This window comes from Caballeronia sp. dw_19 (assembly GCF_018449515.1).
Classification (GTDB): domain Bacteria; phylum Pseudomonadota; class Gammaproteobacteria; order Burkholderiales; family Burkholderiaceae; genus Caballeronia.
On the sequence record NZ_JAAVUQ010000007.1, the window covers coordinates 1 to 25,180 of the forward strand.

The following is a 25,180-nucleotide window of genomic DNA, read 5'->3' on the forward strand; positions in this document are numbered from 1 at the left end:
TGACCCCCGACCGCTAACGCAGAAACCACCAACCCCGACACCAACCCCAACCACTACGACCACCCCCGAGTGCGAACGAAACCAAACCTACACACTCAGACCATTCACAAGGCGCCCTGCTTCTATTGTCACCGTCGCATCGCATCGCTCGGCCAGTTCGGTATCATGCGTAACGAGGATGAGCGTAGCGCCATTGCGCCGGTTCATCTCGAACATCAGGTCAATGATTGCATAACCTGTTGCCGCATCAAGACTGCCAGTGGGTTCATCGGCGAAAAGCACCGCCGGATGCGTGACAAACGCGCGCGCAAGCGCCACGCGTTGTTGCTCGCCGCCGGATAACAGCTTGGGATAGTGCCCAGTCCGCTGACCGAGGCCGACTTGTTCAAGCAGGTCACGTGCACGAATCACGATCTCCTTGTGCGGCACGTCGCCGCGCAATTCCAGCGGCAACATCACGTTCTCGAGTGCGCTCAGATGCGGCATCAACTGGAACGACTGGAACACGAATCCCACCGAGCCGCTGCGCAATGCCGCGCGTTCGTCTTCGTTCAGCGCGCCCAGGTCGCGCCCGAGCAAGCGAACCGTGCCCGCCGTCGCGCTGTCCAATCCCGCAAGCAGACCGAGCAGCGTGGACTTGCCGGACCCCGATGCGCCGACTATGGCGACACTGCTGCCCTTTTCGATCGACAGGTCGATCTGATCGAGGATGATCAATTCGCCCGTCGCGTCCTTCACCCGCTTGCTTAAACCCCGTACTTCAATGACTGGTTCGATATTGTTTTGCATGGAGAGACTTAAGGTGAACTGGACAACGCGCGCCACGCTGGCACCGCTGGCATTGGTTGCATGCATGAGCGCTACGCCGGCTTATGCGGCGCAAGACGCGGCTGTGGCTACGATTGCAGCGACCGCCACGGCCACAGCCCGCAAACCGTCGATCGTGGTCCTCGGCGACAGCATTTCCGCGGAATACGGCCTGCCCCGCGATACAGGCTGGGTAGCGTTGCTGCGCTCGAAGCTTCCGCAAGAGCACTTCGATTATAGCGTCGCCAATTCAAGCATCAGCGGCGACACCACCAGCGGCGGCCTCGCCCGCCTGCCCGCTGCGCTCAACCGGCTCAAGCCGAACATAGTCATTGTGGAACTCGGCGCCAACGACGCGCTGCGCGGCGTGCCGCTCGCGACCACCGAGGCGAACTTGCGGACCATCATCGAGAAATCACAGGCCGCCAACGCGAAAGTTTTACTCGTGGGGATGTACGTTCCGCCTAACTATGGCCCCGACTATTCGCAAAAGTTTCACGGCGTCTATGAACAATTGTCCAAAGAAAAACAGGTGCCGCTCGTCCCGTTCCTGCTGGCTGGCATTGAAAACAAGCCCGAAATGTTTCAGGCAGATCAGATTCATCCGACCCCTCAGGCCCAGCCTTTGCTATTGAACAACGTCTGGCCAGTTTTAAGACCTTTGCTGGGCGCGCCATCGAAATGACGGGGGATTTAACTGATTGAAGCAATTCATCGATATAACCCTGTCAGCGCGTCGCCTGGTTGGCTTTTAGCCATGCGCGGAATACGGCCACGATTCAGTAATCAAGATTTTCGCGTAACCCTGAAAAACCCCGGCTCCGCTGTGAGCGCATTGAAAGGAGGTAACGTGAAATATTTACCAATTCTCGCTTTGACCGTCGCGATCTCGGCTTGCGCCGCTCCGTCCCCTGGCGTTAGCCAGGTCGGCACGAGCCAGCAACCGCCGAAGGTTGTCGCACAATGTATCGCGCAGAAATGGGCCGATAAATCACAGCAACAAGTGGTGTCTCAAGACACGCTCGCGAACGACATGGCATCCAATGTCTACGTTCCGGGTCAGCAACCGCCGGACGGCGCAGCTGCCATCGTTCGCCCCAACTATTCGGGCCCAGGTACATGGGTCGGTTTCCACACTGCGGGCTCGGCCGGCAGCGATGCTACCGGCGACATCCAGGCATGCCTCTAATCTCGGTGCAGGTCTCGTAACGCTTGCATCGGACGCCTTCTGTTATTTTCCTGGACTCTCAGAAGAAGCCCGATATGAAAAAACCCCGCTGGTTTTCACCGGCGGGGTTTTTTTATTGTGCGGATCAAATTGCACGGATCATTGCGACTGATCGGACGTGGTGGGCACGTTGGTTATCTTCACCTTCGAGCGCGCCTTCAATGACTCGAGGTACGACTCCATCTCGGCTTGCGCGTAGACCTGCGCGACTTGCTGCTGCGCGCCGGTAAGACGGTCCGCAGTCACCGGATCAGGCTTCTCGATACCATTCACGCGATAGATAGCGTACCCGTCCGCGCCAAGATCGACGCCAACATAAGCCGGCAGCTTCGACGAATCGGCCTTGAAGATAGCGGCGAGCGCGGCGGGCGGCATGCCCTGCGCGTCGTTACGCGACACCTTCGATACCGACGAAAAACCGGCAGTCGAGTTCGACTTCTGCAGCTCGGCCAGCTTGGCTTCGCCATCTTTGCGAGCGGCCTGGGCCGCTTCTTCCGCCACAACCTTCGTGCGCACCGCGTCCTTGATGGTGTCGAGTGCGGGCACGGCCGCCGCTTTATAGTCTGTCACACGGCCTGCGATCAGCGTGCTGTTGCCGATATCGATAGCCTGCGTGTTGTTGTGCTGCTTCACCGCGTCCGGCGCGAATATGGCTGCGAGGAACTTCGAATTGTTCAGCGGGCTGTCAGGCGGCAGCTTCGGATCCGGCTTCGATCCAAGCGTCGCAGTCTGGATTTGCAGCTTGTATTTGTCGGCGGCGGGTTGCAGCGACTTCGACTGTTCGTACACCGTCGAGGTGAAGCCTTCCGCGTCGTCAGCCAGGCTTTTCGCCGCTTGCTGCGCGACCACTTCCTTCGTGATTGCGTCTTTCACTTCGTCGAACGGCTGCGTAACGGACGGCTTCACGTCGGTTGCTTCGATGATGTGATAACCGAAATCCGTCTGCACAATCCCACTGATTTCGCCCTTCTTCAGGCCGAACGCGGCGTCGTCGAATGCCTGGCCGCCAGCGATCATGCCGCGGCTGAAATACCCCAGGTCACCGCCTTTTGCCGCCGATCCCGGGTCCTGCGAATTCTTCTCCGCAATCTCCGCGAACTGGTCCGGATGCGCCTTGACTTGCGCGAGCAGTGTTTCGGCTTGTTGCTTGGCCTTCGCTTTGTCGGCGGCGCTTGCGTCTTTCGGCGCCGTGATCAGGATGTGGCTGACCCGCACTTGCGCCTGCGTCTTGAAGCGCGCGATGTTGTCGTCGTAGTACTTCTTGAGGTCCGCGTCAGACGGCTTGAGTGCTGCCGACAACGTAGCCGGCGACATCACCAGATACTGGATGGTCGCAGATTCGGGCGTGGCGAACTCAGCACTGTGCGCGTCGTAATACGACTTCACTTGCGCGTCGGTGGGCTGGATCTTTGCGGTGTAGTCGACGGTACGGAGCGCGAGACCTTGAACGTCGCGGCGCTGCTCGGCGATCTCGGTCAGCGTTTGCGCCAAGGTCTTCGACGTGAACGCCGTGGACTGGATGCTCGCCGGAATCTGGTCCGAAGCCAGGCCATAACGTACGCGCTCGTCGTACTGCTCAGGCGTCATGCCCTGCATCGCGAGCAATTGCTTGTACTGGTCCACGTCAATGGAGCCGTCAGGCTTGCGCAGCGAAGCGATGGTCGGATCGGCCAGCAATGCACGGCGTACCGCTGCGTCGGAGGCGGTCAGGTGAAGGCGCTGGGTTTCGTCGGCGAGCATGCGCTGTTGCACGAGGCTGTCGATCAGCGACGCGCGCATTTCCGGCGTTTCGAACATCTTCGGGTCGAACTGGGCGCCGAGCATCTGCCGCGCGCGATCGACTTGCTGACGCATCGCGCCGTCGTACTCGACACGCGTGATCTTGTGGCCGTTGACGCTGGCGACGTTGGCGTTTTCGTCGAAGAAACTGCTGAAGCCCTGGATACCCACAATTCCCAATCCTGGCACGACGATCAGGATCAACAGGGCCATCATCAGGCGTTGGTGATTACGGAAAAAGTCGAGCATGCGTGACGATTCTGCCTAATACGAAACGCCCGATGTTACAGCAGCGGGCAATAAAAAAGGCGAACCGGAGTTCGCCTTTCTCGTGAATGCTGGCGGAGTGGACGGGACTCGAACCCGCGACCCCCGGCGTGACAGGCCGGTATTCTAACCAACTGAACTACCACTCCTTTTTTACATCTTTTGCAACGATCCAGGCCCGAGTCCGCGCAGCCGATTATTTCAATCATTTGCAACAACCCGCGGGCCGATTGAACTGGAAAACGGTGTGCCGGAAGGTTTGATCAACACCCTGCCAGCCTTGTTCCACAACCGTTTGCTCAATCGGGGACGAAGTATACAACGAAAAATCATACGATGCGAAATTTTCTCATGCGACGCAGCAAAGACTGCTTCCGCGAGAATCGCTCCAGTGGGATTCCACCGGGCCGCGAAGCTAATCGCCGTTGGCACCCGCTGGGCCGTTGAAGCCCGTTGAGGCCGATAGCGACGGTGAAAAGAGAAGATTCCAATTAGCTCGCGGGGGGGGCATTTCATGGCCATCGCGAAATGCACCCCCGGCACGAACGCTGCGTCAACGTCCCCCCACTCCCTGCGACGCGGCTACGTCGAGCGACGGGGCGCCCGGAATCTGAAGCGGCTCGATCTTGCCCACGATCACCAGATAACTGAACGCGCCGAGGAAACAGAAACCGCCCGCGACGATCAGCGGAATGGTGAACGACCCTTTGGTGAGTGCCAGCATGAGGCCGGTGAACGTGGTGATCACGATGCCCGCGAGGTTCGACGCAAAGTTCTGGATGCCGCCGATAGACGCGACATAATCCGGCGTGGGCGCCACGTCGCCGGGAAGCGACCAGATGCTCGCAGCGGCGAATGCAAGGCTGCCATAAGCAATTCCAAACGATGCAAGCATCACATACGTGCTGGTCGTAAACGCCGACAGCGTGATGATCGACGAAAGCAGCATGCCGCCGACCATGCAGGTCTTGCGCGACTTCGTCAGGCTCCAGCCGCGCTTATAGAGCGCGTCCGAAACGATGCCGCCGAGCCAGCCGCCCGGAATGGAAATGAGCGCGGGAATCATGCCAAGGGTGCCGAGCGACTTGAGCGAAAAACCGCGCGTCTGCACGAGATAACTCGGGAACCACGTGATGAAAAAGTAGATCACGAAGTTCAGGCAGAAGAACCCGAGCATCATGCCCCACAGCGTGCGATGCCTGAAGAGCGAGGCCCACGTGACGTTCTGGCCAGACGTTTTTCCGCGCGGCGCAGGCGTTGTGTTTTCCGCGCCGGTCAGATCTCCACGCGACGGATTGCGGTAGATCAGGAACCAGCCAAGCACCCACAGCAGGCCGACCGCACCCGTCGCGACGAACGATGCTTCCCAGCCGAAGCCGCTGATGATCAGCGCGACAATCGGAATGGAGAGCGCCGAGCCGACCCGCGAGCCGCTATCGAAGATACTGGTAGCGAACGCGCGCTGCGCCGGTTTGAACCATTGCGCGACCAGCTTCGTACACGCCGGATAAGCGCCCGCTTCACCCATGCCGAGCATCAGGCGGCAGCCGAACATGCCCGCCACGCTCGTGGTCGCCGCCGTGAGCGCGGTGAACACCGACCACCAGCCAACCGCAAGCGGCAATGCAATGCGCGCGCCGGCTTTATCGACGAACCAGCCGAACGGCATTTGCATCAGCGCGTAGGTCCAGAAAAAGCCGCTCATCACGAGGCCCATTTGCGCCGGGCCAATGTTGAGCGCCTTCTCTATTTGAGGGGCGGCGACTGCGAGGTTCGCGCGATCGACATAGTTGATCGCGATTGCCAGGAAGCATAGAAATATGACCATCCAACGCATCTTGCGCATGCTTTGTCTCCTCCGGTACGGCTCGTTTTTTATCTACGATGCTCGGGTCCTGGCGATGCGGCGAGTGAACGCAGCATCGGCCCGGTCAAGCATGGTGTGTGCGCTTGGCCGGGGCGTTACATGCTACTCGGTAAATGCGGGTGTTTGCACGGTCGGCGCTATCGGTCAGGGTGTTCCCTGACCGATGCCCGAACTCTTACAACAAGAAAGCTTCATTGCATAGCAATGGCTGTTCGCGCCAACAAGCCGCATGCATGGCGACAACGGACGTCCTGATTTCAGTGCGATTTGTGTCCCCTCAGGACCCCTTGCATACCGCATGAAGCGCGTTGAGCCTTCGCACCGGATCGGCCACGTACGGATTCGATTCATCCCATGCGTAACCCGCCAGCACGGCGCTGATAAAACGCTGAATATGCGGTGTTTTATGCGGATAAAAGATGATGTCCTGCAACTCGCCGGTGTACCACCGCTCGACGAATGCACGGAACGTATCAATCCCTTTTCGTAGCGGCACATCGTACGCTGCCTGCCAGTCGGGCGTCTCTCCGTTGAGCTGCCGCTCGAGTGTTTGTACCGCCAGATGCGCGGAGCGCAGCGCGATGGTCACACCCGATGAAAACACCGGGTCAAGGAACTCGCCGGCATTACCGAGCAGCGCGTACCCGGGACCATGCAGCCGCTCGACGTTGGCCGAATACCCGCCGATATGCCTTACCGGCATCAGGAACGGCGCCTCCCCGATGAGCCCATTGAGCGTCGGCTCCTGCTGGATCAGCGCGCGCAGTTTTGCATCGCGTTCGTTCTCGGGACAGTCGAGGAAACTCGCTTCGGCTACGCACCCGACCGACGAGCGTCCGCCTGCCAGCGGAATCATCCAGAACCATACATTGTGATGCTCCGGATGCGTCGCAACACAGATCTTGTTGCGGTCCGTCGCGCCTGCCGGGATGCCGTCTTGCACATGCGTAAAGATGGCCGCACGCGTGGGCATGCGAGTGGGCGCCTCGAGATTCAGGAGACGCGGCAATACACGGCCGAAGCCGCTTGCATCGAGTACAAAACGCGCTTGCACCTGGTACTCGACTCCCGCTTCATCGATCACGTCCAGCACGGGCGCGGTGCCGGTTTGCATCGCCTGCACGGTGTGGCCGAAACGCACTTCGGCGCCCTGGTTTGCGGCGCAGCGGATCAGCAGATCGTCGAATACCGCGCGTTCGACCTGGTAGGTCGTGCCCCATCCCGGCGAATGTTTATCGCGGAAATCGAAGGACGACGACTGGTCGCGATAAATAAAATGCGCGCCGTTCTTGTACTGGAACCCGGCCTCGACGACGGCCTGCAGCATGCCGGCCTCCTCAAGGTATGCCATGCTCTGCGGCAACAGGCTCTCGCCGACCGAAAAGCGCGGAAAATGCTGGCGTTCGAGCACGAGCACCGAACGGCCCGCCTTTCTGAGCAGCGCAGCCGCGACCGCCCCCGAGGGGCCTGCGCCGATGATGGCTACATCGACGGTCGTGTCTTGTTTCGAAGAATCAGTATTCAAGTGTGCCTCGCTTAGGCCCTGGGGCTGTCTGTGGAATTTCTTGCGGCGCACGTTGCTGGATCATTTCCGTGGATCAGTTGCCCGCTCTTGCTTCAATGCGTGTCATGCTTGCGATTACAATGACGTGCGCCCTGCTCGCATCCTTTGTTGCCGGAGAGAAATCGTGTCGTTATCCGAAATATCCAGCGTTGCATACGTGCCGGAGACAGCCTTCGGGCTCTGGTTTCTGCGTACCGCCACGTGGGAGCATCACGTGCTGCGCGTAGCGATCAATGATCTCAAGCGCCTGGTCGATACCACCCTGCCCGTGGCTCCGGTGATCGTCGATGTGGGCTGCGGGCAAGGTCAGTCGTTCCGGCTGCTTGGCAACGCGTTCAGGGCCGGCCGGATCATCGGAGTCGATTTCCATGAGCCTTCGCTCGTGGAAGCCCGGAATGCGGCGCAGGCTTGCTCGCAGGACGGCGACTGGGCGACCGAGATCGAGTTGCTGCGCGGCGACTGCGCACGCCTGCCCTTGCCCGATGCAAGCGCCGACATCGTGTTCTGCCATCAGACCTTTCATCATCTCGTGGATCAAGACCGCTCCCTGAGTGAATTTCGCCGGGTACTGAAACCCGGCGGGGTTTTGCTGTTCGCTGAATCCACCGATGCGTATATCAAGTCCTGGGTGATCCGCTTGCTGTTTCGCCATCCCATGCATGTGCAAAAAAGCGCCGACGCTTACCTCGACATGATCCGCAACGCCGGCTTCGCATTCAGTTCACAAAACGTTTCCATGCCCTACCTGTGGTGGAGTCGTGCGGCGGACTTCGGGCTCCTTGAACGGCTTGGGTTGCATCGGCCGCTGCCGGGCAAGCGCCGTGAAACGCTGGTCAATGTGGCTGCGATCAAGGCCGGTTGAATCCACTGATCGCAGCTTGCTTCAATTTCAGGGTTGACGCGCGCCAAGCACAACACCATCCCCACGCACTCGCAAGGCCACCGCTTTTCAAGCACCCTGCCACGCATCGAAGATCAGGCTGGCGCAACTGCCGCCGAAGCCGAATGAAATCGACATCGCGGTGTCTATCTTCATCGGTCGCGATGTGCGCACGAGCGGCATGCCACTCACGCATGGATCGGGCATTTCGATCGGCCCTGTCCCGGCGACAAAACCATCGCGCATCATCAGCAAGGTGTAGATCGCTTCGTGCACGCCACAGGCTCCAAGCGGATGGCCGGACAATCCCTTCGTCGATGAAAACAGCGGGATGTCATCGCCAAATACATCACACAACGCATTCAGTTCTTCAACGTCGCCAAGCGGCGTGGCGGGCGCGTGCGTGTTGATATACGACGGACGTGTGCCAGCTTCGTCGAGTGCGCCACGCATGGCGCGCGCGATGCCCGATGCATGCGGACTCACCATGCCCGCGCCGTCCGTGCAATGGCCGAAGCCTGTCAGTTCGGCGTAAATGCGTGCGCCCCGCGACAACGCGTGGTCCAGCGACTCGAGCACCAGCACGCCGCCGCCCGACGCAATCACGAAACCATCGCGCGTGCTGTCATAAGGACGCGAAGCACGTTCCGGCGCGTCGTTAAAACGCCTCGACAATGCACCCATTGCGTCGAACAACAGGGTCATGTTGTCGTGCAAACCTTCGCTGCCGCCCGCGAGTACGATCTGCTGGCGGCCGGTCTGGATCAGTTGCATCGCCTGGCCGATCGCCAGGGCAGATGTGGTGCAGGCCGACGACGGCGAATAGGTCATGCCCTCCAGCCCGAACACCTGGGCCACGTTCGCCGATGTGGTGCTGCCCATCACTTGCGGGACCGCATACGGCGGCACTTTCTCGATACCGCGCGCGTGGGCAATCGTCATGGCTGCGTCATAGGCCGAGATCGTACCGGTGCCCGAACCGATCACCGCGCCGGCACGCGGCGAACGCAACAGGGAGAGATCGAGGTTGGCGTCGTGTATTGCCTTGTGCGCTGAATGGCATGCAAAACGCGCCGTATCGCCCATGAAACGCTCGAGCTTGCGATCGAACGGCGGTTCGCCTGCAGTCGATGCCACGCCCGCCACCTGACTTGCCAGACCACGTTCACGCCACGCCTCGACGCGGGTAATGCCGCTTCGCCCCTCGCGCAAGGCAGCGGAGACTTCATCGAGCGTATTACCCAGGCACGACACAATGCCCATGCCCGTCACGACCACGCGTGACAAGCCACGGGGGGCAGGCACAACGCTCATGGCACGCGCCTGAAAATCAGCGACGTGTTGATGCCGCCGAACGCGAAGTTGTTGCTCATGACATATTCGGCGTCGATCGTGCGGCCGCTATCCACGATGTAGTCGAGCGCCGCGCAAGCCGGATCGACCTGTGTCAGGTTCAGCGTCGGCGCATACCAGTTGCGCTTCATCATCTCGATGGTCCACCACGCCTCCAGCGCGCCGCACGCGCCCAGCGTATGGCCGACATAACTCTTCAGCGAACTGATCGGCAAACGCTCGCCGAAGGTCTGCGCGCTCGCGTGGCTTTCGGCTACATCGCCGCGATCCGTCGACGTCCCATGCGCGTTGACGTAGGCAATGGCTTCAGCCGGAAGCTGCGCGTCGCGCAGCGCGAGCTGCATGGCGAAGGCCATGGTCCCGGCCGATGGCTGCGTCATATGCGCGCCGTCCGAGTTGCAACCAAAGCCTACGATCTCTGCATGAATGCGCGCCCCGCGTGCAAGCGCGTGTTCATACTCTTCGAGCACCAGGGTCGCCGCGCCTTCACCGACCACGAGACCATCACGGGCGACATCGAAGGGGCGCGGCGTCAGGTGCGGCTCGTCGTTGCGCGTGCTGGTGGCATAGAGCGTGTCGAACACGGCGACGGCCGGCCCCGACAACTCCTCAGCGCCGCCCGCGAGCATCAGCGTCTGCTTGCCGGCGGCAATCATCTCGTAGGCGTAGCCAATTGCCTGGCTGCCCGATGCACACGCGCACGATGTCGGCACAATGCGACCCTTCAGGTCCCAGAACAGGCTCACGTTGACGGCCGTGGTATGCGGCATCATCTGCACATAGCTATTCGAGGTCACGTCGCTCATCGAACCGGTTTCGACCATCTTGCCGAATGCGCGAATCGGCTGGACCGATCCGGACGACGATCCGTAGGCCACGCCCATGCGGCCGTCCTTGATCGTGAGGTCGTCGGCGAGACCCGCATCGGCCAGCGCCAGTTCGCTCGCGCGCACCGAATACAGGGACACGGGGCCCATCGAACGGGTTTTCTTGCGCGGGTAATGAGCTGGCGCGGTGAAGGCGGGCAAGGGGCACGCGAGTCGCGTATGCAGCAGCTCGAAGTAGTCCCACTCGGGCATCCGGCGCACGGCGTTGCGGCCGCTTCGCAAGTTTGCCTCGATCTCGTCCCAGGCGTTGCCGAATGCCGTGACACCGCCCATGCCAGTAATGACGACGCGCTTCATCAGATCATCCCGCCATTGACGCCGATCACCTGCCGCGTGATATACGAGGCCGCATCCGACATCAGGAAGCTGACCACGGACGCCACTTCGGCCGGTTGCCCGACGCGGTTCATCGGTACCGTCTTCAATGCCTGTTCGAGCGGTACACCCTCAAGCATGCCAGTGTCGATCAATCCGGGGGCCACGCAATTGACGGTGATGTTGCGGGTCGCCAGTTCGACGGCGAGCGCCTTCGTGGCGCCGATAAGTCCGGCCTTCGCCGCGCTGTAGTTCACCTGGCCGCGATTGCCCATCACACCCGAGACAGAGGCGATTGTCACGATGCGGCCGCCCTGCTTCGCGCGCACAAGCGGCATGGTCAACGGATGCACGACGTTATAGAAAGAGTCGAGACCGGTTTCGATCACGATGTCCCAATCCTCTTCGGTGAGCGCCGGGAACGCCGCGTCACGCGTCACGCCCGCGCAACAGACGATGCCGTAATACGCGCCATGGGTGGCCACGTCGGCTTCGAGCACTTCGCGGCATGCGGCGCGGTCTCGTACATCGAATTGCAGCACGCGCGCCGTGCCGCCCTGCGCGGCAATGCCGGTCGCGACCGCTTCGGCTTCGGCGCGGCCGCTGCGGCAATGCACGGAAACCGTGAAGCCGTCTGCCGCGAGTTGATACGCTATCGCGCGGCCGATGCCGCGACTTGCGCCCGTTACAAGAACACGCCGGCTCATGATCCGAAACTCCCTTCGATGAATGACTGAAAATCAGCCGGTTGATACACCTTGATGACGGCCTCGGCGCAGCACACGCTGCCGCGATTCTGTTCGTGGTCGTGTTCCTGATCGTGATGGATCGAGCATTCGTACGCGCCGTGGCCTTCGTCGCCGCGCAGCAGTTCTTTCACTTCGATGCGCAACCAGGCACCGCGCGCGAATACCGGTACATGCGCCTCGTACCGGCGCGACCCGAGCAGTACGCCGGGACGTGCCCGACCGCCTGCGCGCATCGCGAGTAAAGCAACGTGCGCGGCGATTGCCTGCGCCATCAGTTCGATGCCGATCCACGCCGGCATCGCGCCGTCGGCATCGGCGTACCAGGCATCCGCGCGAACGCTTGCGTAAGCGGTCAGGGTTTCGTCCGTGCAGGCGCTGACGCCGTCGAGCAGCAGCATCGTGCCCCGGTGCGGCAAGATCGTTTCAATGGGGCCGAAGCCGTTGTCATTCATTTGGGTCGTCATGGTCATCATCGGCCGAGAATCAGACTGACATTGCTGCCGCCGAACGCAAACGAATTGCTCATCACGTACTGCGCGCCCGCCATGCGCGGCAGATAACGCTCGTTTTCGACCAGATCGAGCGGCGGCAACGCAGGGTCGACTTCTCCGTCCCACAGATGACGCGGTAAAGCGACGTTGTCGCGTGCGAGTGTAAGCCACGCGAACCCCAGCTCAGTCGCGCCCGCTGCGCCGAGTTGATGCCCGGTCAGCGGCTTGGTGCCGCTGACCGCGACGCCATCCTTGAACACCCGCGCCATCAGGTGCGCTTCCATGTCGTCGTTCTTGCGCGTCGCCGTTGCGTGGAGGTTCACATAAGCAATGTCAGCCGGAGCAAGACCGGCGTCCGCCAGTGCTGCGCGCAGTGCGATTTCACCGCCCGCGCCGTGTGGATCGGGTGCGGAAATGTGATGTGCATCGCTTGATTCACCCACGCCCGCGAGCACGACCGGGCCTTCGTCGCGGCTCATCAGGAACACGGCCGCGCCCTCGCCCACGTTGATCCCGTTGCGATTGCGGCTCATCGGATTGGAGCGGACCGCACTCGTCGATTCGAGCGACGCGAAGCCCTGCACAGTTAATTCGCATAACGAATCTACACCGCCGACTACAACCGCATCGCACAGGTGCAACTGGAGTAACCTGCGCGCGGAGACGAACGCCTTGGCGCTCGATGTGCATGCGGTCGAGATCGTGAATGCCGGGCCATGAAGGTCGAGCGCTGCGGCGGCGAACGGCGCCACCGTACCGATTTCCACTTGCCGGTAGTCGAAGCCCACGGGCAACTTGCCTGCTTGTGCCTGATACACAAACGCAGCCTCGGCCGCTTCAATACCCGATGTACTCGTGCCAAGCACCACGCCAATCCGATGCGCGCCGTAACGCTCGCGAGCGGCTTCTACCGCCGGCGCGATCTGGGCAAGCGCCGCGAGCAGCAGCCGGTTATTGCGGCAGTCATAACGCGCGAGTGATTCCGGGGGCGCGAGATCGAGCGGCACGATAACGCTGCCGGCGAATGCATCGCCGATGCCGGTATGGATCGTTCCCATGCCGGGCGACACGCCGGCCGCGAGCGCCGGCACGATCGAGTCGATGCCGCCTCCTAGTGCATTGATCAAGCCAAGCGCGTGTAGATAAACCCGTGGCCCGTTCATGCGGCCCTCCTTCGTTCCGATGGCATGCCGATAGGCGCAAGCAGCACTGATACCGCGATGCCCAGCGCCAGTGTCGCGCCAAAACTCTTCAGCGCGGGCATCGCGCTCATGGCGAGCAGGCCGAAGGAAAGCAGCGTGGTTGCCGCCGACAGCAGCACGCCCGTCCATACGGCACCAAGATCGGCGTCGGCGCGCGCGGCGCCTTCGCGCAGGAATACGGCGTAGTTTGCGCCCACGCCGAGTACAAGCATCAATGCCAGCCAGTTGAAGAGATTCAGCGGCACGCCGGCGTAGCCGAATACGGCGAGCGTTACGCCTACCGCCAGCAAGACCGGCAGAGTGACGATAATGCCGCCGAGCGGCCGGTAACGCGCCATCATCAACAAGAGCACTAACAGGAGCGCGCCAGCAAGCCAGATGCCGCTATCGACACGATAAGCGCCGAACAGCGTGGATACACTCGCAGCTTTATCGACGAAGGTGACGCCTGCCAGCATGTGCGCCGTGGCAATCAGCGCGGGCAGGTTCGCCGGCGTAACGCCTTGCGGAATTACGACAGAAGCGTATCCGCCCGACGTCGATGCCGGGTCAACTCTGCCGAGCCACAAGTGACGGAACGGTTGCGACCACGGCGCTGCAAGCCAGCTATCGACACTCAGTACCGCATGGTCCGACTTCGCGTAGGCTGCGAGCCACGCGTCGGCGACTTCATCGCGGAAACCGGCTTGAACAAGTGTCGCGCGCAACGCGGACGGATCGTTGAATACGCGTTGACTGAGCAGGGTACGGTCCTCGCCCTGCCGCTTCGCCGACGGAACGAATGACGTTACTGATTGCCAGCTACTCAGCCTGGCCGCGCCTGTCAAACCGTCGAGCTTCGCGCTCAGTGCTTCAGCGCGCTCCAGCACGATTTCGGGCGTCTCGCCGCGCACGACGAAGAACTGTGTGCTGTTGTCGAAGCCGACCGCGTCGCGGACCTTCTGTTCCTGCACCATGAGCACAGGATCGCGCTGGATCAGCAGATGGATGTCGTCGTCGCTCGTGAGCCGTAGCCAGCCCGGCACGGCGACGATGAGCAGCAGAGCCGCTACGCCCCATGCTCGCCGTCCGCCGATCACTGCACGCCATGCGCCAAGCAGACGTGCCGCCCCGGCGAATACGCGCTGCGGACTACGCTTGGGTGCACGGACCAGCAACGCCGGCAACAGCCACAATACCGACGCAAACGCGGTACATATCCCCACAATCGCAAAACATGCAATTTGCTTGAGCGCAGGGAACGGGACCCACGTGAGGATGGCGTAACCCAGTAGGCTTGTCGTCAATGCGACTGTCAACGCCGGCCGCACGGTGCGCGCGCCGCGCTGCGCATCCCAGTCACGCCCCGCACCGAGATACACCACAAAGTACTGGATCGAATAGTCGACCGCCTCGCCGATCAAACTCGCGCCGAACACAAGCGTCAGCAGATGCAGCTTGCCGAATATCAGCATGGTGGCGGCGAGCGCGCAGACAATGCCGAGCGCTGTCGAGACGAAGCCGAGCAGGATCAGCCGCAGCGAACGGAACACCCACAACATCAGCAACGCAATTCCGCAGAGCGATGCGATACCGATTAAATGCACCTCGCGCTCTGAAGCAGCGCGCGCCGCCTCCGCGTAGAAAACTGCGCCGGTGCGGGCTAACGTGACATCGGGAAAACTTTGTTTAAGAGCACTTTCGCCGCCAGCCACGGCTTCGTGGACCGCATGCTGGACCTTCGATTCGTACGCCGAACCCGGCAACGTCGCCATCACAAGAACACTGGTCGCATTGCCGCGATGCGCCACCAGCAAACCGTCTTCAACCTCCAGGTTCGAGGTCGCAAGCGGCAAGCCCGCAAGCCAGTGTTCGAGCCAGCCGAACGGATCGTCGGCGAGTTGGGTCGCGAGGCCGCCGCGCAGCGGGCTGTAGAGGCGTCGCGCGAGTGTGTCGTGCAAGGAGACCGTGCCGTCTGCAAGCGCGGTGCGATCGGCAGGTGCAAGCAAGCCGAATCGATACGGCATGTACAGCCCGGCGATATTCGATAAATCGAATGGAGGCAGCTCCGCCGTCACCGAGCCGAACGCTTTACTTGCCGACAACGCCGCCCCAAGCTGTTTCGCTGCGGCTTTCGCGTGCGCTGCATCGTTGCTGGTCACAAGGAAAACCGTACGATCACCCAGCGCGGTCGCCAGGGTATCGACCGCTTTTTCAGCGACCGGATCTGCTTCCGTTGCGGGCAATAACGCGAGCAGGTTTGTCTGCAGCGGCGACGGCCCGGCAAATCGCCACACGCAATAAAGCGTTGCGACGAGCGCGAGCAGCAGCCAACCGACGCGCACGCCCCACGCCGGTTTTGCGACTTGTGACTGCGGCACCTGCATCATGGCGCTCCGAACAGCGTGCGATCGGCCGGCGGCAACTCACTCACCGCCGCGCTGTTCGCAAAGTCGATGCGCGTAACGTCGCCATTCGCAAGCGTGATGCGCAGCGCCTGCAAATAATCCCCGCCGCTCATCTCAAGGCCCTTGATCGACTGGGCGAGTTGCGGTTGATTCGGCGTCAGTTGCATGCGCCATTGCGCCGGTGTGCCGTCCGCGTGCACGTCGAATTGTGCGTAGAGCGCCGAGAGATCGCCACCTAGCATCGCGCGCATCATCCGGGAAACCTGTGCCACGCCGCGCACGCCGCTGCCACTATTCGAGTTCGTCCGCTGGCCGCTGGCGTTGACCTCGCTCACACCGGTATCGGTGATGACGTAGGTCGCTTTGTACGGTGTATCGATCTGCCAGATCACGCCGCGTTCGCGGAAGAAAACCAGCGAGCCCGTGCTGACTAGAGGCTGTTTCATCGCGGAGAGCGTTTGGGTTTGCGTGAATTGCGCGCGAACGCCCAACGCTTGCGCGAGATGCCCCGCTATCTGCGAAACAAGACCCGTATTGCTCGCCAATGCGGGCTGCGCCGCGAACACCGGCATGGACAACGAGATAAACAAAGACGCAACGGCGCCAAGCCAGTTCAACGTGCCCATGCGCGCTCCAGTTTCTCGATCACCACGGGCGGCGATACGAACTGCAATTCTTGCGTCGCGGCGTGAATGGCAACCTGGATCGTATAGCCCTTGGTCAGCCGCTCGCCTGAAGCGGCATCGACAATCTCGTAACCAATCTTCAGGCGGTTTTCATATTCCAGCAACTGCGCGCGTACCTCGATCTGCTGCCCGTAGGTAGCCGGGCGCACGTACTTGAGATGCACTTCGACGATGGGCCACAGATAACCCGATTCCTGCATCTCGCGATAGTCGTAGTCGAACACCCGCAGCAGCGCGGCCCGGCCGATCTCGAAGTACTTCAAGTAGTGGCCATGCCAGCAGACGTTCATGGCGTCGACGTCGTGGAACGGTACTTCAACTGGCGCACTCGCCGTCAGGACCTTGGGGGCCGCAGCTTCACTCATGCTGATCCTCGCTACGGTAACCTGCGACCAACTCACACGCCGCGATCCGCGCAGTCAATGCGCGCAGGTCGCTTTCGAGCGCGCGGTCTTCATCGACGAACGGCGATCCGGCTGTCACGCTATCCATAAATTTACGCAACGGCGGGGGGATGGGTGTCGTATTGTTGATGCGCAGACGCAAGCGCGCCGCCTGCACAGTAGCGAGCGTATGGGCCGCGGCGACTTGCTCGGTCAGCTCCAGGATCCGCAGGCAATCACGTGCGGCGATCGTGCCCATGCTCACCTTGTCCTGGTTATGCGCTTCGGTCGAGCGCGAGAATACGCTGGCCGGCATGGTCAGTTTGAGCGCTTCCGCGGTCCATGCCGACGACGATATCTGCACCGCCTTGAAGCCGTGATTGATCGATGCCCGCTCGGGCGCCGCGCCCGACAAACTGCGCGGCAGGCCGTTGTTGAATTTATCGTCGACGAGAAGCGCTAGTTGGCGATCCATCAAATCGGCAAGATTCGCGACGGCCACTTTCAGCGCGTCCATCGCGAAGGCAATATGGCCGCCGTAGAAGTTCCCGCCATGCAGCACGCGTTCACCATCGGGATCGATCAGCGGATTATCGTTGGCGCTGTTCAGTTCGTTCTCGACATCGCGACGCACCCACGACAGCGCATCGCGCGCAACGCCGATCACGTGCGGCGCACAGCGGATGGAATAGCGATCCTGCAAGCGATGCCCCGGCGTGTCCTCGCGGCCGGCGAGATCCTCGCGAATCCATGCCGCGGCTTCGGCCTGCCCCGCGTGTGGTTTGACTTCGAACAGCATGGGATCGAAGTGCGCGGCGCGGCCGTCGAGCGCGACGGTGGACAACGCGGTCAGGCGGGCGGCGAGCCGCGTCAGATGACCGGCACGGGCGAATGCGAGGCACGCGAGGCCCGTCATGACCGCCGTGCCGTTCATCAGCGCGAGCCCTTCTTTCGGCGCGAGCGTGAGCGGTGTGTGGCCAAGCTCGGCCCAGACGCTGCGGGCATCGCATAACTCGTCGCGGAAACGGACGTCGCGCTCGCCAACCAGCGCGGCCGCTACGTACGACAACGGCGTCAGGTCACCGCTTGCCCCCACCGATCCCTCCGATGGAATCCGCGGCAGCACGCGATGATTGATCAGGTCGGCAAGCCGTTCAAGCAGCACGTGCCGTACTCCCGAAAACCCGTATGCCAGCGAATTGAGCCGCGCGGCGATGACAGCGAGCGTCTGCGCGTCGTCGAGATGCTGGCCCATGCCACAGCCGTGATAACGCAGCAATTGCAGGGGCAGGACTTCGACCAGTTCCATGGGTACATCGACCACGCACGAGTCGCCGTAACCGGTGTTGACCCCATAGACGGTTGCGCCCTGAGCCAGATGGCGGCGCAGGAATTCGGCGCCGCGTTCAATCCGTGCGCGCCACGCCGGATCCGCGCTCAAAGCGACAGGCGTTCGCCGATGGGCAATCGATACAACCTCTTCGATCGTCAGCCGCCTGCCGCCGATCACGATGGCTTCCTCGGCTATACAAGCTGGCTCGCCGCCAAGATCATGTTCGGCCATTCGCGTCTCCATTTCCGTTACCCTTGGGACGCGCCCAGAAATCGAAAAAATTGAACCATTGATAAGGCGCCTTGCGGCAATAGTGTTCGAGACGCAACGCATAACGCTGCGCCCAATCCTCGAGATGCTGCGCACGTTCCCGGCGCGGCAGCTCGATGCGCTGCGCGAACGGCTCGAAGTAGAGCCTGTAGCCCTGCTCTTCCTTCAGGCAGAAAAACAGGTACACGGGGCAACCGAGCGCGTGGGCCAGCACGTAAGGACCTTGCGCGAAAGGCGCCGTCGAACCAAGAAACTGCGCCTCGGTCGTGCGGCCGGAATCATGCGCGGGCACGCGGTCGCCGACGATCACCAGAAGCTCGCCTGCCTCCACCCGATCCTGCATCATCATCGCCGTCTCGGGGCCGAAGTCGCTGACCTCGACAAGACGTTGCGCGAACGCGCTATTCGCCGATGCCAGCACGCTGTTGAAACGACGCGCGTGCTCCGTATAGACAACCGCGGTGATCTTCGCATGCGCCCCGCGCGTGGCAAGCGCCCGGGTCATCTCGAGGTTGCCGAGATGCGCACCGATCACAAGTGCGCCGCGGCCGCTGGCGTTCAACGCTTCGAACGCGGCCGGGTCGTCGAACTTCACGTCGTCCATGCTGACGCGACCCGACCATGCAGCGAGTTTATCGAAGCCGGAGCGCGCGAACGCCAGCATGTGTTTATACGCGGACCACCATCCTGGCCGAGGCGTTCCATCCTGCGGCGCTGCCTGCTGGAGATGCATGAAATAAGTGTGCGATGCAGCGCGTGCACGGCTCCCGGTCAGCAGAAAATACGCGACGATCGGATGCAGCCACAATGCGGTGAAGCGCGTGCCGAAGAGACGGCAGCTAAGCGCAAGCAAGGACATGCCGAGATGGCTGCCGCGTTCCGCGATATGCCACCAGTGCTGCTCGTTTTCATTCGATGAAGTTTCAGAAGCGCGCGGCATCAGCTTGTGTGCAAGCAACATTGGCAGCCGCGCCAGCATGCCCACAACGAGCCGCGTGTGGGTCCGGCTGATGCGCACGTTGTCCCACAGCACGTCGAAGTGCGAAACGCCGTCGCTCGCATAGGTGACGCGCGTCGGGATCGAACGGAACACGGTCCGGCGCCAGTACAGCCGCACCAGTATCTCGATGTCGAAATCCATTCGCGTCGGCAACTTGACGTCATCAATCAACGCGCAAACCACGTCGAGCGGATACAGGCGAAAACCGCACATCGAATCGCGGATCGTGAACGAAAGCGTTTCTATCCATACCCACACATGCGTCAGATAACGGCCGTAGAGACGCGACTTCGGCACGGAGTCGTCGTAGACGGGGCGACCGAGAATCACCGCGTGAGGTTCCGCGCGCGCGGCCTCGATGAAGCGCGGTACATCGGCGCCGTCATGCTGTCCGTCCGCGTCGATCTGCAAGCCATGCGTGAAACCAGCTTTGCGCGCCGCTCGCAGGCCCGCCATCACCGCCGCGCCCTTGCCGCCGTTTATTGGCAACCGGATCAGCGTGAGCGTGTCCGCGAACTGTTGGTGAAGCGTGGCGAGTACATCCTGGGTGGCCTGGTCGCTGCCGTCATCGACGATAAAAAGTGGCAACCCATGCACGCTGAGATTCGCGACGGTCGCACCGATCGCGTCCTTGTGGTTGTAGATCGGGATAATGATGCACGGCACAAAGCTCATGCGATCCCCCGATAAACAATCACACCGGACGTGCACTCTCTGTGCCCAAGCCGATACGCAAATTGCACCCGCCAGCGCGACGCGTCATGCGTCAACGTGAGATCGAGCAGCGCGCCGGGTGGCACCGGGGCCTTGAACTTCAACTGCTCGATCGATGCCAGCATGCGTACGTCCGGTACTTGCTCGGCGGCTAATCGCATCGCCCAGTCGATCTGTACAACGCCCGGCAGGATCGGCAAGCCGGGGAAGTGGCCGGCGAAATGAACCAGCGTCGGGGGCACGCGAAGTTCGTAGTGCAGCGCGGTCTCGCTGCGCACTTCGGAGAGCACTTCCACGCCGTCCGCGCGTGCATCGAACGCAGCGGCGACGGCCGCCGCCGGCAACTTCCCACGCGCATCAAACGGAAGTGTGAAACGAAAACGCCAGAAACGCGGCAGCACGACGATATCGAAATACGCCGCAAGGTGGCGGCGCAAGATCTTGGCGAGCGCCACGCGTCCTCGTTCCAGCAGCGCTTCACTACCAGCTTCAGTGAGCACCACCACCGCGCCGACACGCTCGCGCGACATCCGTTCAAGCGACACAACCGCCCCCTGCGCCACATACGGATGCAGTCCGAGGCGCGCTTCGAGTTCGGGTAGCGACACGCGCTTGCCGTCCAGCTTGATCACGCGATCGAGACGGCCTTGCAGACGAAAGCGCCCGTCCGTATCAAACGCGATGGTGTCGTCGGTACGATACCAATCGTCATGGCCCAGATGCGGTGAACGCAGGTTGAGCACACCGTCGTCACCGCGATGAACCTCGATACCGCTCAACGCTTGCCACGCATCCGTCTGATCCTGCCGACGCCAGGCAATACCCCCCGTTTCCGTGCTGCCGTAGATCTCGACGGGCGCCGCGCCGAACGCCGCGGCATATTTGCTCGCCGCGTCCGCCGCAAGCGGACCGCCCGATGAAAAAAACACACGGGGCGCAGGACTCAAACTGGCGAAACCATCGAGTTCAGGCCAGCGCGATAGTTGCGCCGGCGTGGAGACCACGACCGTGGATTCCGGCACGCACTGTGCAATCCGCGCCTGCAAATGTTGCGGTTCGATGCTGAGCGCGCGGTCGAATGCCCGTCCGGCCGCGAGCGGCCAGAACACGCGAAACAGCAGCCCGTAGATATGATGATGCGCGACGCTGCCGAGCACGGTTGCGTCGCCAACAAGCACGCCCCACTGCGCCTCGAGCGTATGAACTTCGGCGTTGAATTGCGCGAGCGTCTTGCGGATCGGCTTCGGTGTGCCACTGCTGCCGGAGGTGTACAGCGTGAGCGGCGCATGTGGGTCGATCGAGGCAAAAGATCCGATGTACTCCGAACCAGACACCAGCGCGGGCATGTCCGCATCGGTTAGTACGGCATCGTAGGCACTCGATAGATCGGCCAGATAACCGGGCGCTGCGTGTGCTGGAATGACCGGTTCCCTGCCGCAGGCGAATAACGCAAACAGCGCGCAGGCGAAGTCGAACGGATCGTCAATGCACAATGCATAGCGTCGCGCCGGCTGCTCGCTTAAACGCGCGGCGATGGCTTGCACTCGCGCGAGGAACGCAGAGAAATCGAGCACGTCGGCGCCGTCGCGGCAAACCGGCGTGCCGGCGTCACGCCTGGCCCACAACAGCTCGTGCAACGCGATCATGCCGCCTCCGAGCGCGCGGCGCGCGGCAGCACGGCCACGTAGCGCCATACGATCTCTCCAACCAGCAGCACCCCTATCAGGCCATACGCGATTGCGCCGTTGTAGAGCGACCACGCAGCACGCGTCCAGAACAACGCGGTATAGGCGGAAAACGCACCGTTCAGCGTGAAGAACACGCACCACATTTGCGTGACCCGGCGCGTGTATCGCACGGCATGCGCGCCAAGCGCCGGTTTGCCCATGCGCGCGAATTTTTCTACCATCGATGGCCCGCGCACAAGCGTCGCGCCAAACGCGACCAGCAGTCCAAGGTTCACAAACGAGGGATACAGATGCAGCAGCAATTCACTGCCGGACAATACGATCCCCGCCGATACGCAGCTTAAAAGGCCCGCTACGCACCAGTCGGTCGCGGTAAGCTGGCGCAGCGATGTCGCGAACGTACCGGTCCCGGCCCAGCGCTGCAGCCAAAGCAAAGCAAATAGCGCGGCGCCGATGTATCGCGGCGAATCCCAACGCCACGCACACAAGATCATCAATGGGTAGGCGACCTTCAGCGCAACCTGCAGAACCGCGTGCGGCCAGCCAAGCGGCCTCGCGTGCAAACCCGGGCCGCAAGCCTCAGGCGCTGCGGCACCCTGCCCGCCGGCACGTGAATGCTCCGCTTGCATCACCCCTGTTCCGCCAGCAACGACTCCACCGCACCGATCACATCGCCGACCGTGCGTACCGACTTGAACTCTTCCGGCTTGATGCGTCGTCCGGTCATTTCCTGCAGCTTGATAGCGAGATCGACGGCGTCGATGCTATCCAGGTCGAGGTCCTCGTACAGATGCGCTTGTGGCGTCACGCGATCGGGCTCGATCGCGAAGTTCTCTTTGAAGATGGCGCGGATGCGCTCAAGGATCTCTGTCTCGGTCACGATTTGCTCCCCTTTTCTCCGATGTCGTTCGTAGCGCTCAGCCCGCCCTGCTGGCTGGCGACCAGCGCGGCGAGCGTGCTGATCGAACGGAAGTGCTCTCGCGTGCGTTCGTCGTTCGCCGCAATAGTCAATTGATAGTGTTTGCGCAGCACGATGCCGATCTCGAGCGCGTCGATCGAATCGAGCCCGATGCCATCGGTTTCGAACAGCGGCGCATCGTCATCGATGTCCGCAGGCGTCAGGTCTTCCAGATCGAGTGCATCGATCAGAAGCTGCTTAATTTCCAGTTTCAAAGAATCCATAGTCGAACAGCCGCTGGTTAATGTGCGCCTCAATAGCGCTGGTCAAAGTGCGCGCGGCAAGGGCCGGAGAAAAAGACTCATGCGATGCATCATGCGCCATGGGCCGCTCTGCCATGACGGGCTCGAGCACGCTCACGCGGATGCGGAATGCCCGCGACGGCACGTGATACCAGCGCATCTGCTTGGTGAAGGCCGGCGGGTCGCAGTCCATCAGCACGGGCAGGATCGGCGTGCCTGCCTTGAGGGCGATGTGCGCAAAACCGCGCGAGAATGCGTGCAACCGGTTCGGCGCGGGACTACGCGTGCCTTCCGGAAAAATGATCATGGTATAGCCCGCAGCGATCTGGCGGGCACTGGCTTCAACGAGTTCGACCGGGTCGACGTTGCTCACATATTCGGCGGCCCGCACGATGCCCCAGAAGCAGGGATTACCCCAGTGCGCGTTCTTGACCACGCAACAGGCGGAAGGCGTAAGCGCGAGCAGCACCACCACGTCGAGGTAGGTCGGATGATTGGCCACGACAACCACGGGGCCGGCGTCGCGCAAGGCGGCGGCTCCCGAGACTTCCAGTTCCATCACGCCGATCCACTGCAAAACGGCCACCAGCGCCCGGAAGAACCAGTGAATGATGGTCGTCACCATCCGTTGACGCGACGCGCGATGCGGCCACAACCACGCGAGCGGAAACACCAGCATCGAGAACAGCAGTCCGCAGACGCCGAACACGACGAAGCTCATGCCCGTGGCGACCAGCCGCCAGCCGTAGTTAAGCCGCGCCTTCATGCCAGCTCCAATGCCAGGTCGTACCGGCGTTTTTCCATGTAGCGGGCGCCTGTGTGTCGAGGCAGCGTTGGATCGCTTCGCTCTGCGTAAGGAAAGTGTCGGGCACGGCGAAAGGTCTCAATGAAGGTCCCAATGCCGGTTCCGGATTTCCGGAAAGGCCACCCGTAGCCGATATTGTGCATGCAAGCCGTCCTGCCGCGCGGGTGTCGAGCAGGATCGCGAGCGCACCGCCTTGCACCTCGTCTTCAATCGTGCCGTAGGCGGCATCGGCCGGCTCGTCGGCATAGACCAGCAGCACGGGGGACGACGGGTCCGCTTCGAATTGCGCGTGCGCTTCGAGCAATGCAAACCCAAGCGTTTGCGGCCCGGCGGAAATCGCGCTGGCGGGCGAACGATCGCCGCGGGCGATGCCGAAAATGCCGGTCATCGCGTTGAGGACGGACAGGCTGAAAGCGGTCGGCGAAACCGACTCGCCCGCGCTGATGGCGTGCAGGATGTCTGTCGTGCGCCGCAGTTCACCATGCCGCGATGCGAACACCACGCGCACGCGGTTCCGCTCAGCCACACAGTCATGGGCGACCTTGAGGGCGCTTCGGGACAGGCTGCTCAGACGACGGCGGACGATCGGCTCGATGAAGCTGATATCGGCGGTCGCCGCGGCAGCGGTGGCTGACCATCGGGCAACGGGCATGGTCCAGCGCAGATCGTGCATACGATTTTTACGGTTTGAAAGACACCAGCACTTCACCAGGATCCGCCTGTGCGGGCAGCACATGAATGGGCCCGCTTCAACCGGACGATCTTCAGCCCGCTGTCCGGAGATGACTGGCGGTCATACCGATGCCTGTACCGACTTAACGGCATTTTGTGCCGATTGTTAAATGCCATATGGGGTACATGAAGCGGGTAAATGGATTTCTGGATTTGGACCGGCTCCGCGTTGAGGGGCGAATCATACTGAAAATTGCTTGTTAAATCAGCCAGAAAACCCGTTCACGTCTGGATAAGTCCCACATATACGACGCAGAGCCAGAATAGATTCCATGCGCCCCGACCGAAATTCGGGCGCGATACCGCCAATCTAGCCGCCGCACCTTCATTGTCCAAATCAAAAAAGTTACGGAATGTATGTTCCGCCGCGTGCTGGCTATCACTGGCGGTGCCTCCTCTCCTCACCGGTCGTTGATCCGCTCGTCCAGGCAACTCACGCAATAGTTGCGACGATCATCAAGAACGAGGCCTCTCCCGGAGCTGTGCGGGGCTGCCGGAGCGTTGCCTATGCCTGGCGTCCTTGCAAAAAATAAGTCCGGAAATAGTGACTTGACCGGTGCATCGCTCGGCTTCGTACAATGCGTAACGTTTCT

General features: G+C 61.8%; 23 protein-coding genes and 1 tRNA gene. 3 read left to right on the forward strand and 21 right to left on the reverse strand.

The features are described from left to right. Positions 1 to 87 precede the first annotated feature (87 nt). The gene (locus tag HB376_RS11865; RefSeq protein ID WP_213763870.1) at positions 88 to 789 is read right to left on the reverse strand and encodes an ABC transporter ATP-binding protein; all 702 of its coding nucleotides are present in this window, start codon (positions 787 to 789) and stop codon (positions 88 to 90) included. Positions 790 to 853: 64 nt separating this feature from the next. Here HB376_RS11865 and HB376_RS11870 point away from each other — a divergent pair, with 64 nt between their 5' ends. Next, positions 854 to 1,492 carry an arylesterase gene (locus HB376_RS11870; protein ID WP_255631312.1) on the forward strand — a complete coding sequence of 213 codons (639 nt, stop codon included), beginning with the start codon at positions 854 to 856 and terminating at the stop codon, positions 1,490 to 1,492. 165 nt (positions 1,493 to 1,657) lie between these two features. Next, positions 1,658 to 1,996 (forward strand): hypothetical protein, encoded by a 339-nt coding sequence (locus tag HB376_RS11875; RefSeq protein ID WP_213763872.1) that lies wholly within the window; start codon positions 1,658 to 1,660, stop codon positions 1,994 to 1,996. Between the two features lie 138 nt (positions 1,997 to 2,134). Here HB376_RS11875 and HB376_RS11880 read toward each other — a convergent pair whose 3' ends face one another. The 4 genes from HB376_RS11880 to HB376_RS11895 all read right to left on the reverse strand — a co-directional run bounded on the left by HB376_RS11880 (position 2,135) and on the right by HB376_RS11895 (position 7,473). Continuing rightward, the gene (locus tag HB376_RS11880; RefSeq protein WP_213763873.1) at positions 2,135 to 4,063 is read right to left on the reverse strand and encodes a SurA N-terminal domain-containing protein; all 1,929 of its coding nucleotides are present in this window, start codon (positions 4,061 to 4,063) and stop codon (positions 2,135 to 2,137) included. Positions 4,064 to 4,153: 90 nt separating this feature from the next. Continuing rightward, positions 4,154 to 4,230 (reverse strand) — tRNA-Asp (locus HB376_RS11885). Between the two features lie 404 nt (positions 4,231 to 4,634). Beyond that, positions 4,635 to 5,927 (reverse strand): MFS transporter, encoded by a 1,293-nt coding sequence (locus HB376_RS11890; RefSeq protein ID WP_213763874.1) that lies wholly within the window; start codon positions 5,925 to 5,927, stop codon positions 4,635 to 4,637. A 298-nt stretch (positions 5,928 to 6,225) separates the two neighbouring features. Continuing rightward, complete coding sequence (locus HB376_RS11895; protein WP_213763875.1) at positions 6,226 to 7,473, reverse strand: NAD(P)/FAD-dependent oxidoreductase; 1,248 nt, start codon at positions 7,471 to 7,473, stop codon at positions 6,226 to 6,228. Positions 7,474 to 7,636: 163 nt separating this feature from the next. Here HB376_RS11895 and HB376_RS11900 point away from each other — a divergent pair, with 163 nt between their 5' ends. Continuing rightward, entirely contained in the window at positions 7,637 to 8,374 is a 738-nt protein-coding gene (locus HB376_RS11900; protein WP_213763876.1) for a methyltransferase domain-containing protein, read from the forward strand. A gap of 87 nt (positions 8,375 to 8,461) precedes the next feature. Here the strand turns inward: HB376_RS11900 and HB376_RS11905 are convergent, their stop codons facing one another. Genes HB376_RS11905 through HB376_RS11980 form a run of 16 tightly spaced genes read right to left on the reverse strand, consistent with a single transcriptional unit; the run spans position 8,462 to position 24,528 of the window. After that, complete coding sequence (locus HB376_RS11905) at positions 8,462 to 9,706, reverse strand: beta-ketoacyl synthase N-terminal-like domain-containing protein (protein WP_213763877.1); 1,245 nt, start codon at positions 9,704 to 9,706, stop codon at positions 8,462 to 8,464. Then, positions 9,703 to 10,929 (reverse strand): beta-ketoacyl-ACP synthase, encoded by a 1,227-nt coding sequence (locus HB376_RS11910; RefSeq protein ID WP_213763878.1) that lies wholly within the window; start codon positions 10,927 to 10,929, stop codon positions 9,703 to 9,705. The genes HB376_RS11905 and HB376_RS11910 overlap by 4 nt, the downstream gene beginning before the upstream one ends. Continuing rightward, positions 10,929 to 11,654, reverse strand: a complete 726-nt coding sequence (locus HB376_RS11915; RefSeq protein WP_213763879.1) for a 3-ketoacyl-ACP reductase FabG2 — start codon at positions 11,652 to 11,654, stop codon at positions 10,929 to 10,931. Before HB376_RS11915 ends, HB376_RS11910 begins: the two co-directional genes overlap by 1 nt. After that, positions 11,651 to 12,166, reverse strand: a complete 516-nt coding sequence (locus HB376_RS11920) for a hotdog family protein (protein ID WP_213764124.1) — start codon at positions 12,164 to 12,166, stop codon at positions 11,651 to 11,653. Before HB376_RS11920 ends, HB376_RS11915 begins: the two co-directional genes overlap by 4 nt. Then, complete coding sequence (locus HB376_RS11925; protein ID WP_213763880.1) at positions 12,166 to 13,350, reverse strand: beta-ketoacyl-[acyl-carrier-protein] synthase family protein; 1,185 nt, start codon at positions 13,348 to 13,350, stop codon at positions 12,166 to 12,168. The genes HB376_RS11920 and HB376_RS11925 overlap by 1 nt, the downstream gene beginning before the upstream one ends. After that, on the reverse strand, positions 13,347 to 15,755 hold the full coding sequence (locus HB376_RS11930) for an MMPL family transporter (protein ID WP_213764125.1): 2,409 nt from the start codon (positions 15,753 to 15,755) through the stop codon (positions 13,347 to 13,349). Before HB376_RS11930 ends, HB376_RS11925 begins: the two co-directional genes overlap by 4 nt. Continuing rightward, positions 15,755 to 16,348: an outer membrane lipoprotein carrier protein LolA gene (locus tag HB376_RS11935; RefSeq protein WP_255631314.1), complete on the reverse strand. Its 594-nt coding sequence runs from the start codon at positions 16,346 to 16,348 to the stop codon at positions 15,755 to 15,757. Before HB376_RS11935 ends, HB376_RS11930 begins: the two co-directional genes overlap by 1 nt. Positions 16,349 to 16,389: 41 nt before the next feature. Further along, positions 16,390 to 16,827 carry a thioesterase family protein gene (locus HB376_RS11940; RefSeq protein WP_213763882.1) on the reverse strand — a complete coding sequence of 146 codons (438 nt, stop codon included), beginning with the start codon at positions 16,825 to 16,827 and terminating at the stop codon, positions 16,390 to 16,392. Then, the gene (locus HB376_RS11945; RefSeq protein WP_213763883.1) at positions 16,820 to 18,409 is read right to left on the reverse strand and encodes an aromatic amino acid ammonia-lyase; all 1,590 of its coding nucleotides are present in this window, start codon (positions 18,407 to 18,409) and stop codon (positions 16,820 to 16,822) included. Before HB376_RS11945 ends, HB376_RS11940 begins: the two co-directional genes overlap by 8 nt. Then, a complete protein-coding gene (locus tag HB376_RS11950; RefSeq protein ID WP_213763884.1) occupies positions 18,396 to 20,123 on the reverse strand; it encodes a glycosyltransferase family 2 protein in 1,728 nt (575 codons plus the stop codon). The genes HB376_RS11945 and HB376_RS11950 overlap by 14 nt, the downstream gene beginning before the upstream one ends. After that, positions 20,120 to 21,808, reverse strand: coding sequence for an AMP-binding protein (locus HB376_RS11955; protein WP_213764126.1), 1,689 nt, complete (start codon positions 21,806 to 21,808; stop codon positions 20,120 to 20,122). Before HB376_RS11955 ends, HB376_RS11950 begins: the two co-directional genes overlap by 4 nt. Further along, on the reverse strand, positions 21,805 to 22,479 hold the full coding sequence (locus HB376_RS11960) for a hypothetical protein (protein WP_213763885.1): 675 nt from the start codon (positions 22,477 to 22,479) through the stop codon (positions 21,805 to 21,807). Before HB376_RS11960 ends, HB376_RS11955 begins: the two co-directional genes overlap by 4 nt. Further along, a complete protein-coding gene (locus HB376_RS11965; RefSeq protein WP_031359256.1) occupies positions 22,479 to 22,730 on the reverse strand; it encodes an acyl carrier protein in 252 nt (83 codons plus the stop codon). Before HB376_RS11965 ends, HB376_RS11960 begins: the two co-directional genes overlap by 1 nt. Continuing rightward, complete coding sequence (locus tag HB376_RS11970; RefSeq protein ID WP_213763886.1) at positions 22,727 to 23,032, reverse strand: phosphopantetheine-binding protein; 306 nt, start codon at positions 23,030 to 23,032, stop codon at positions 22,727 to 22,729. Before HB376_RS11970 ends, HB376_RS11965 begins: the two co-directional genes overlap by 4 nt. Next, positions 23,007 to 23,816, reverse strand: coding sequence for a 1-acyl-sn-glycerol-3-phosphate acyltransferase (locus HB376_RS11975; protein WP_213763887.1), 810 nt, complete (start codon positions 23,814 to 23,816; stop codon positions 23,007 to 23,009). The genes HB376_RS11970 and HB376_RS11975 overlap by 26 nt, the downstream gene beginning before the upstream one ends. After that, positions 23,800 to 24,528 (reverse strand): beta-ketoacyl synthase chain length factor, encoded by a 729-nt coding sequence (locus HB376_RS11980; RefSeq protein WP_213763888.1) that lies wholly within the window; start codon positions 24,526 to 24,528, stop codon positions 23,800 to 23,802. Before HB376_RS11980 ends, HB376_RS11975 begins: the two co-directional genes overlap by 17 nt. Between the last annotated feature and the right edge of the window lie 652 nt (positions 24,529 to 25,180).

Excerpts from the sequence above, each read along its gene's own strand:
- HB376_RS11865 (WP_213763870.1), bottom strand. The coding sequence starts at position 789 with ATGCAAAACAATATCGAACCAGTCATTGAAGTACGGGGTTTAAGCAAG.
- HB376_RS11870 (WP_255631312.1), top strand. The coding sequence starts at position 854 with ATGAGCGCTACGCCGGCTTATGCGGCGCAAGACGCGGCTGTGGCTACG.
- HB376_RS11880 (WP_213763873.1), bottom strand. The coding sequence starts at position 4,063 with ATGCTCGACTTTTTCCGTAATCACCAACGCCTGATGATGGCCCTGTTG.
- HB376_RS11890 (WP_213763874.1), bottom strand. The coding sequence starts at position 5,927 with ATGCGCAAGATGCGTTGGATGGTCATATTTCTATGCTTCCTGGCAATC.
- HB376_RS11905 (WP_213763877.1), bottom strand. The coding sequence starts at position 9,706 with ATGAGCGTTGTGCCTGCCCCCCGTGGCTTGTCACGCGTGGTCGTGACG.
- HB376_RS11910 (WP_213763878.1), bottom strand. The coding sequence starts at position 10,929 with ATGAAGCGCGTCGTCATTACTGGCATGGGCGGTGTCACGGCATTCGGC.
- HB376_RS11915 (WP_213763879.1), bottom strand. The coding sequence starts at position 11,654 with ATGAGCCGGCGTGTTCTTGTAACGGGCGCAAGTCGCGGCATCGGCCGC.
- HB376_RS11920 (WP_213764124.1), bottom strand. The coding sequence starts at position 12,166 with ATGACCATGACGACCCAAATGAATGACAACGGCTTCGGCCCCATTGAA.
- HB376_RS11925 (WP_213763880.1), bottom strand. The coding sequence starts at position 13,350 with ATGAACGGGCCACGGGTTTATCTACACGCGCTTGGCTTGATCAATGCA.
- HB376_RS11930 (WP_213764125.1), bottom strand. The coding sequence starts at position 15,755 with ATGCAGGTGCCGCAGTCACAAGTCGCAAAACCGGCGTGGGGCGTGCGC.
- HB376_RS11935 (WP_255631314.1), bottom strand. The coding sequence starts at position 16,348 with ATGCCGGTGTTCGCGGCGCAGCCCGCATTGGCGAGCAATACGGGTCTT.
- HB376_RS11940 (WP_213763882.1), bottom strand. The coding sequence starts at position 16,827 with ATGAGTGAAGCTGCGGCCCCCAAGGTCCTGACGGCGAGTGCGCCAGTT.
- HB376_RS11945 (WP_213763883.1), bottom strand. The coding sequence starts at position 18,409 with ATGGCCGAACATGATCTTGGCGGCGAGCCAGCTTGTATAGCCGAGGAA.
- HB376_RS11950 (WP_213763884.1), bottom strand. The coding sequence starts at position 20,123 with ATGAGCTTTGTGCCGTGCATCATTATCCCGATCTACAACCACAAGGAC.
- HB376_RS11955 (WP_213764126.1), bottom strand. The coding sequence starts at position 21,808 with ATGATCGCGTTGCACGAGCTGTTGTGGGCCAGGCGTGACGCCGGCACG.
- HB376_RS11960 (WP_213763885.1), bottom strand. The coding sequence starts at position 22,479 with ATGCAAGCGGAGCATTCACGTGCCGGCGGGCAGGGTGCCGCAGCGCCT.
- HB376_RS11970 (WP_213763886.1), bottom strand. The coding sequence starts at position 23,032 with ATGGATTCTTTGAAACTGGAAATTAAGCAGCTTCTGATCGATGCACTC.
- HB376_RS11975 (WP_213763887.1), bottom strand. The coding sequence starts at position 23,816 with ATGAAGGCGCGGCTTAACTACGGCTGGCGGCTGGTCGCCACGGGCATG.
- HB376_RS11980 (WP_213763888.1), bottom strand. The coding sequence starts at position 24,528 with ATGCACGATCTGCGCTGGACCATGCCCGTTGCCCGATGGTCAGCCACC.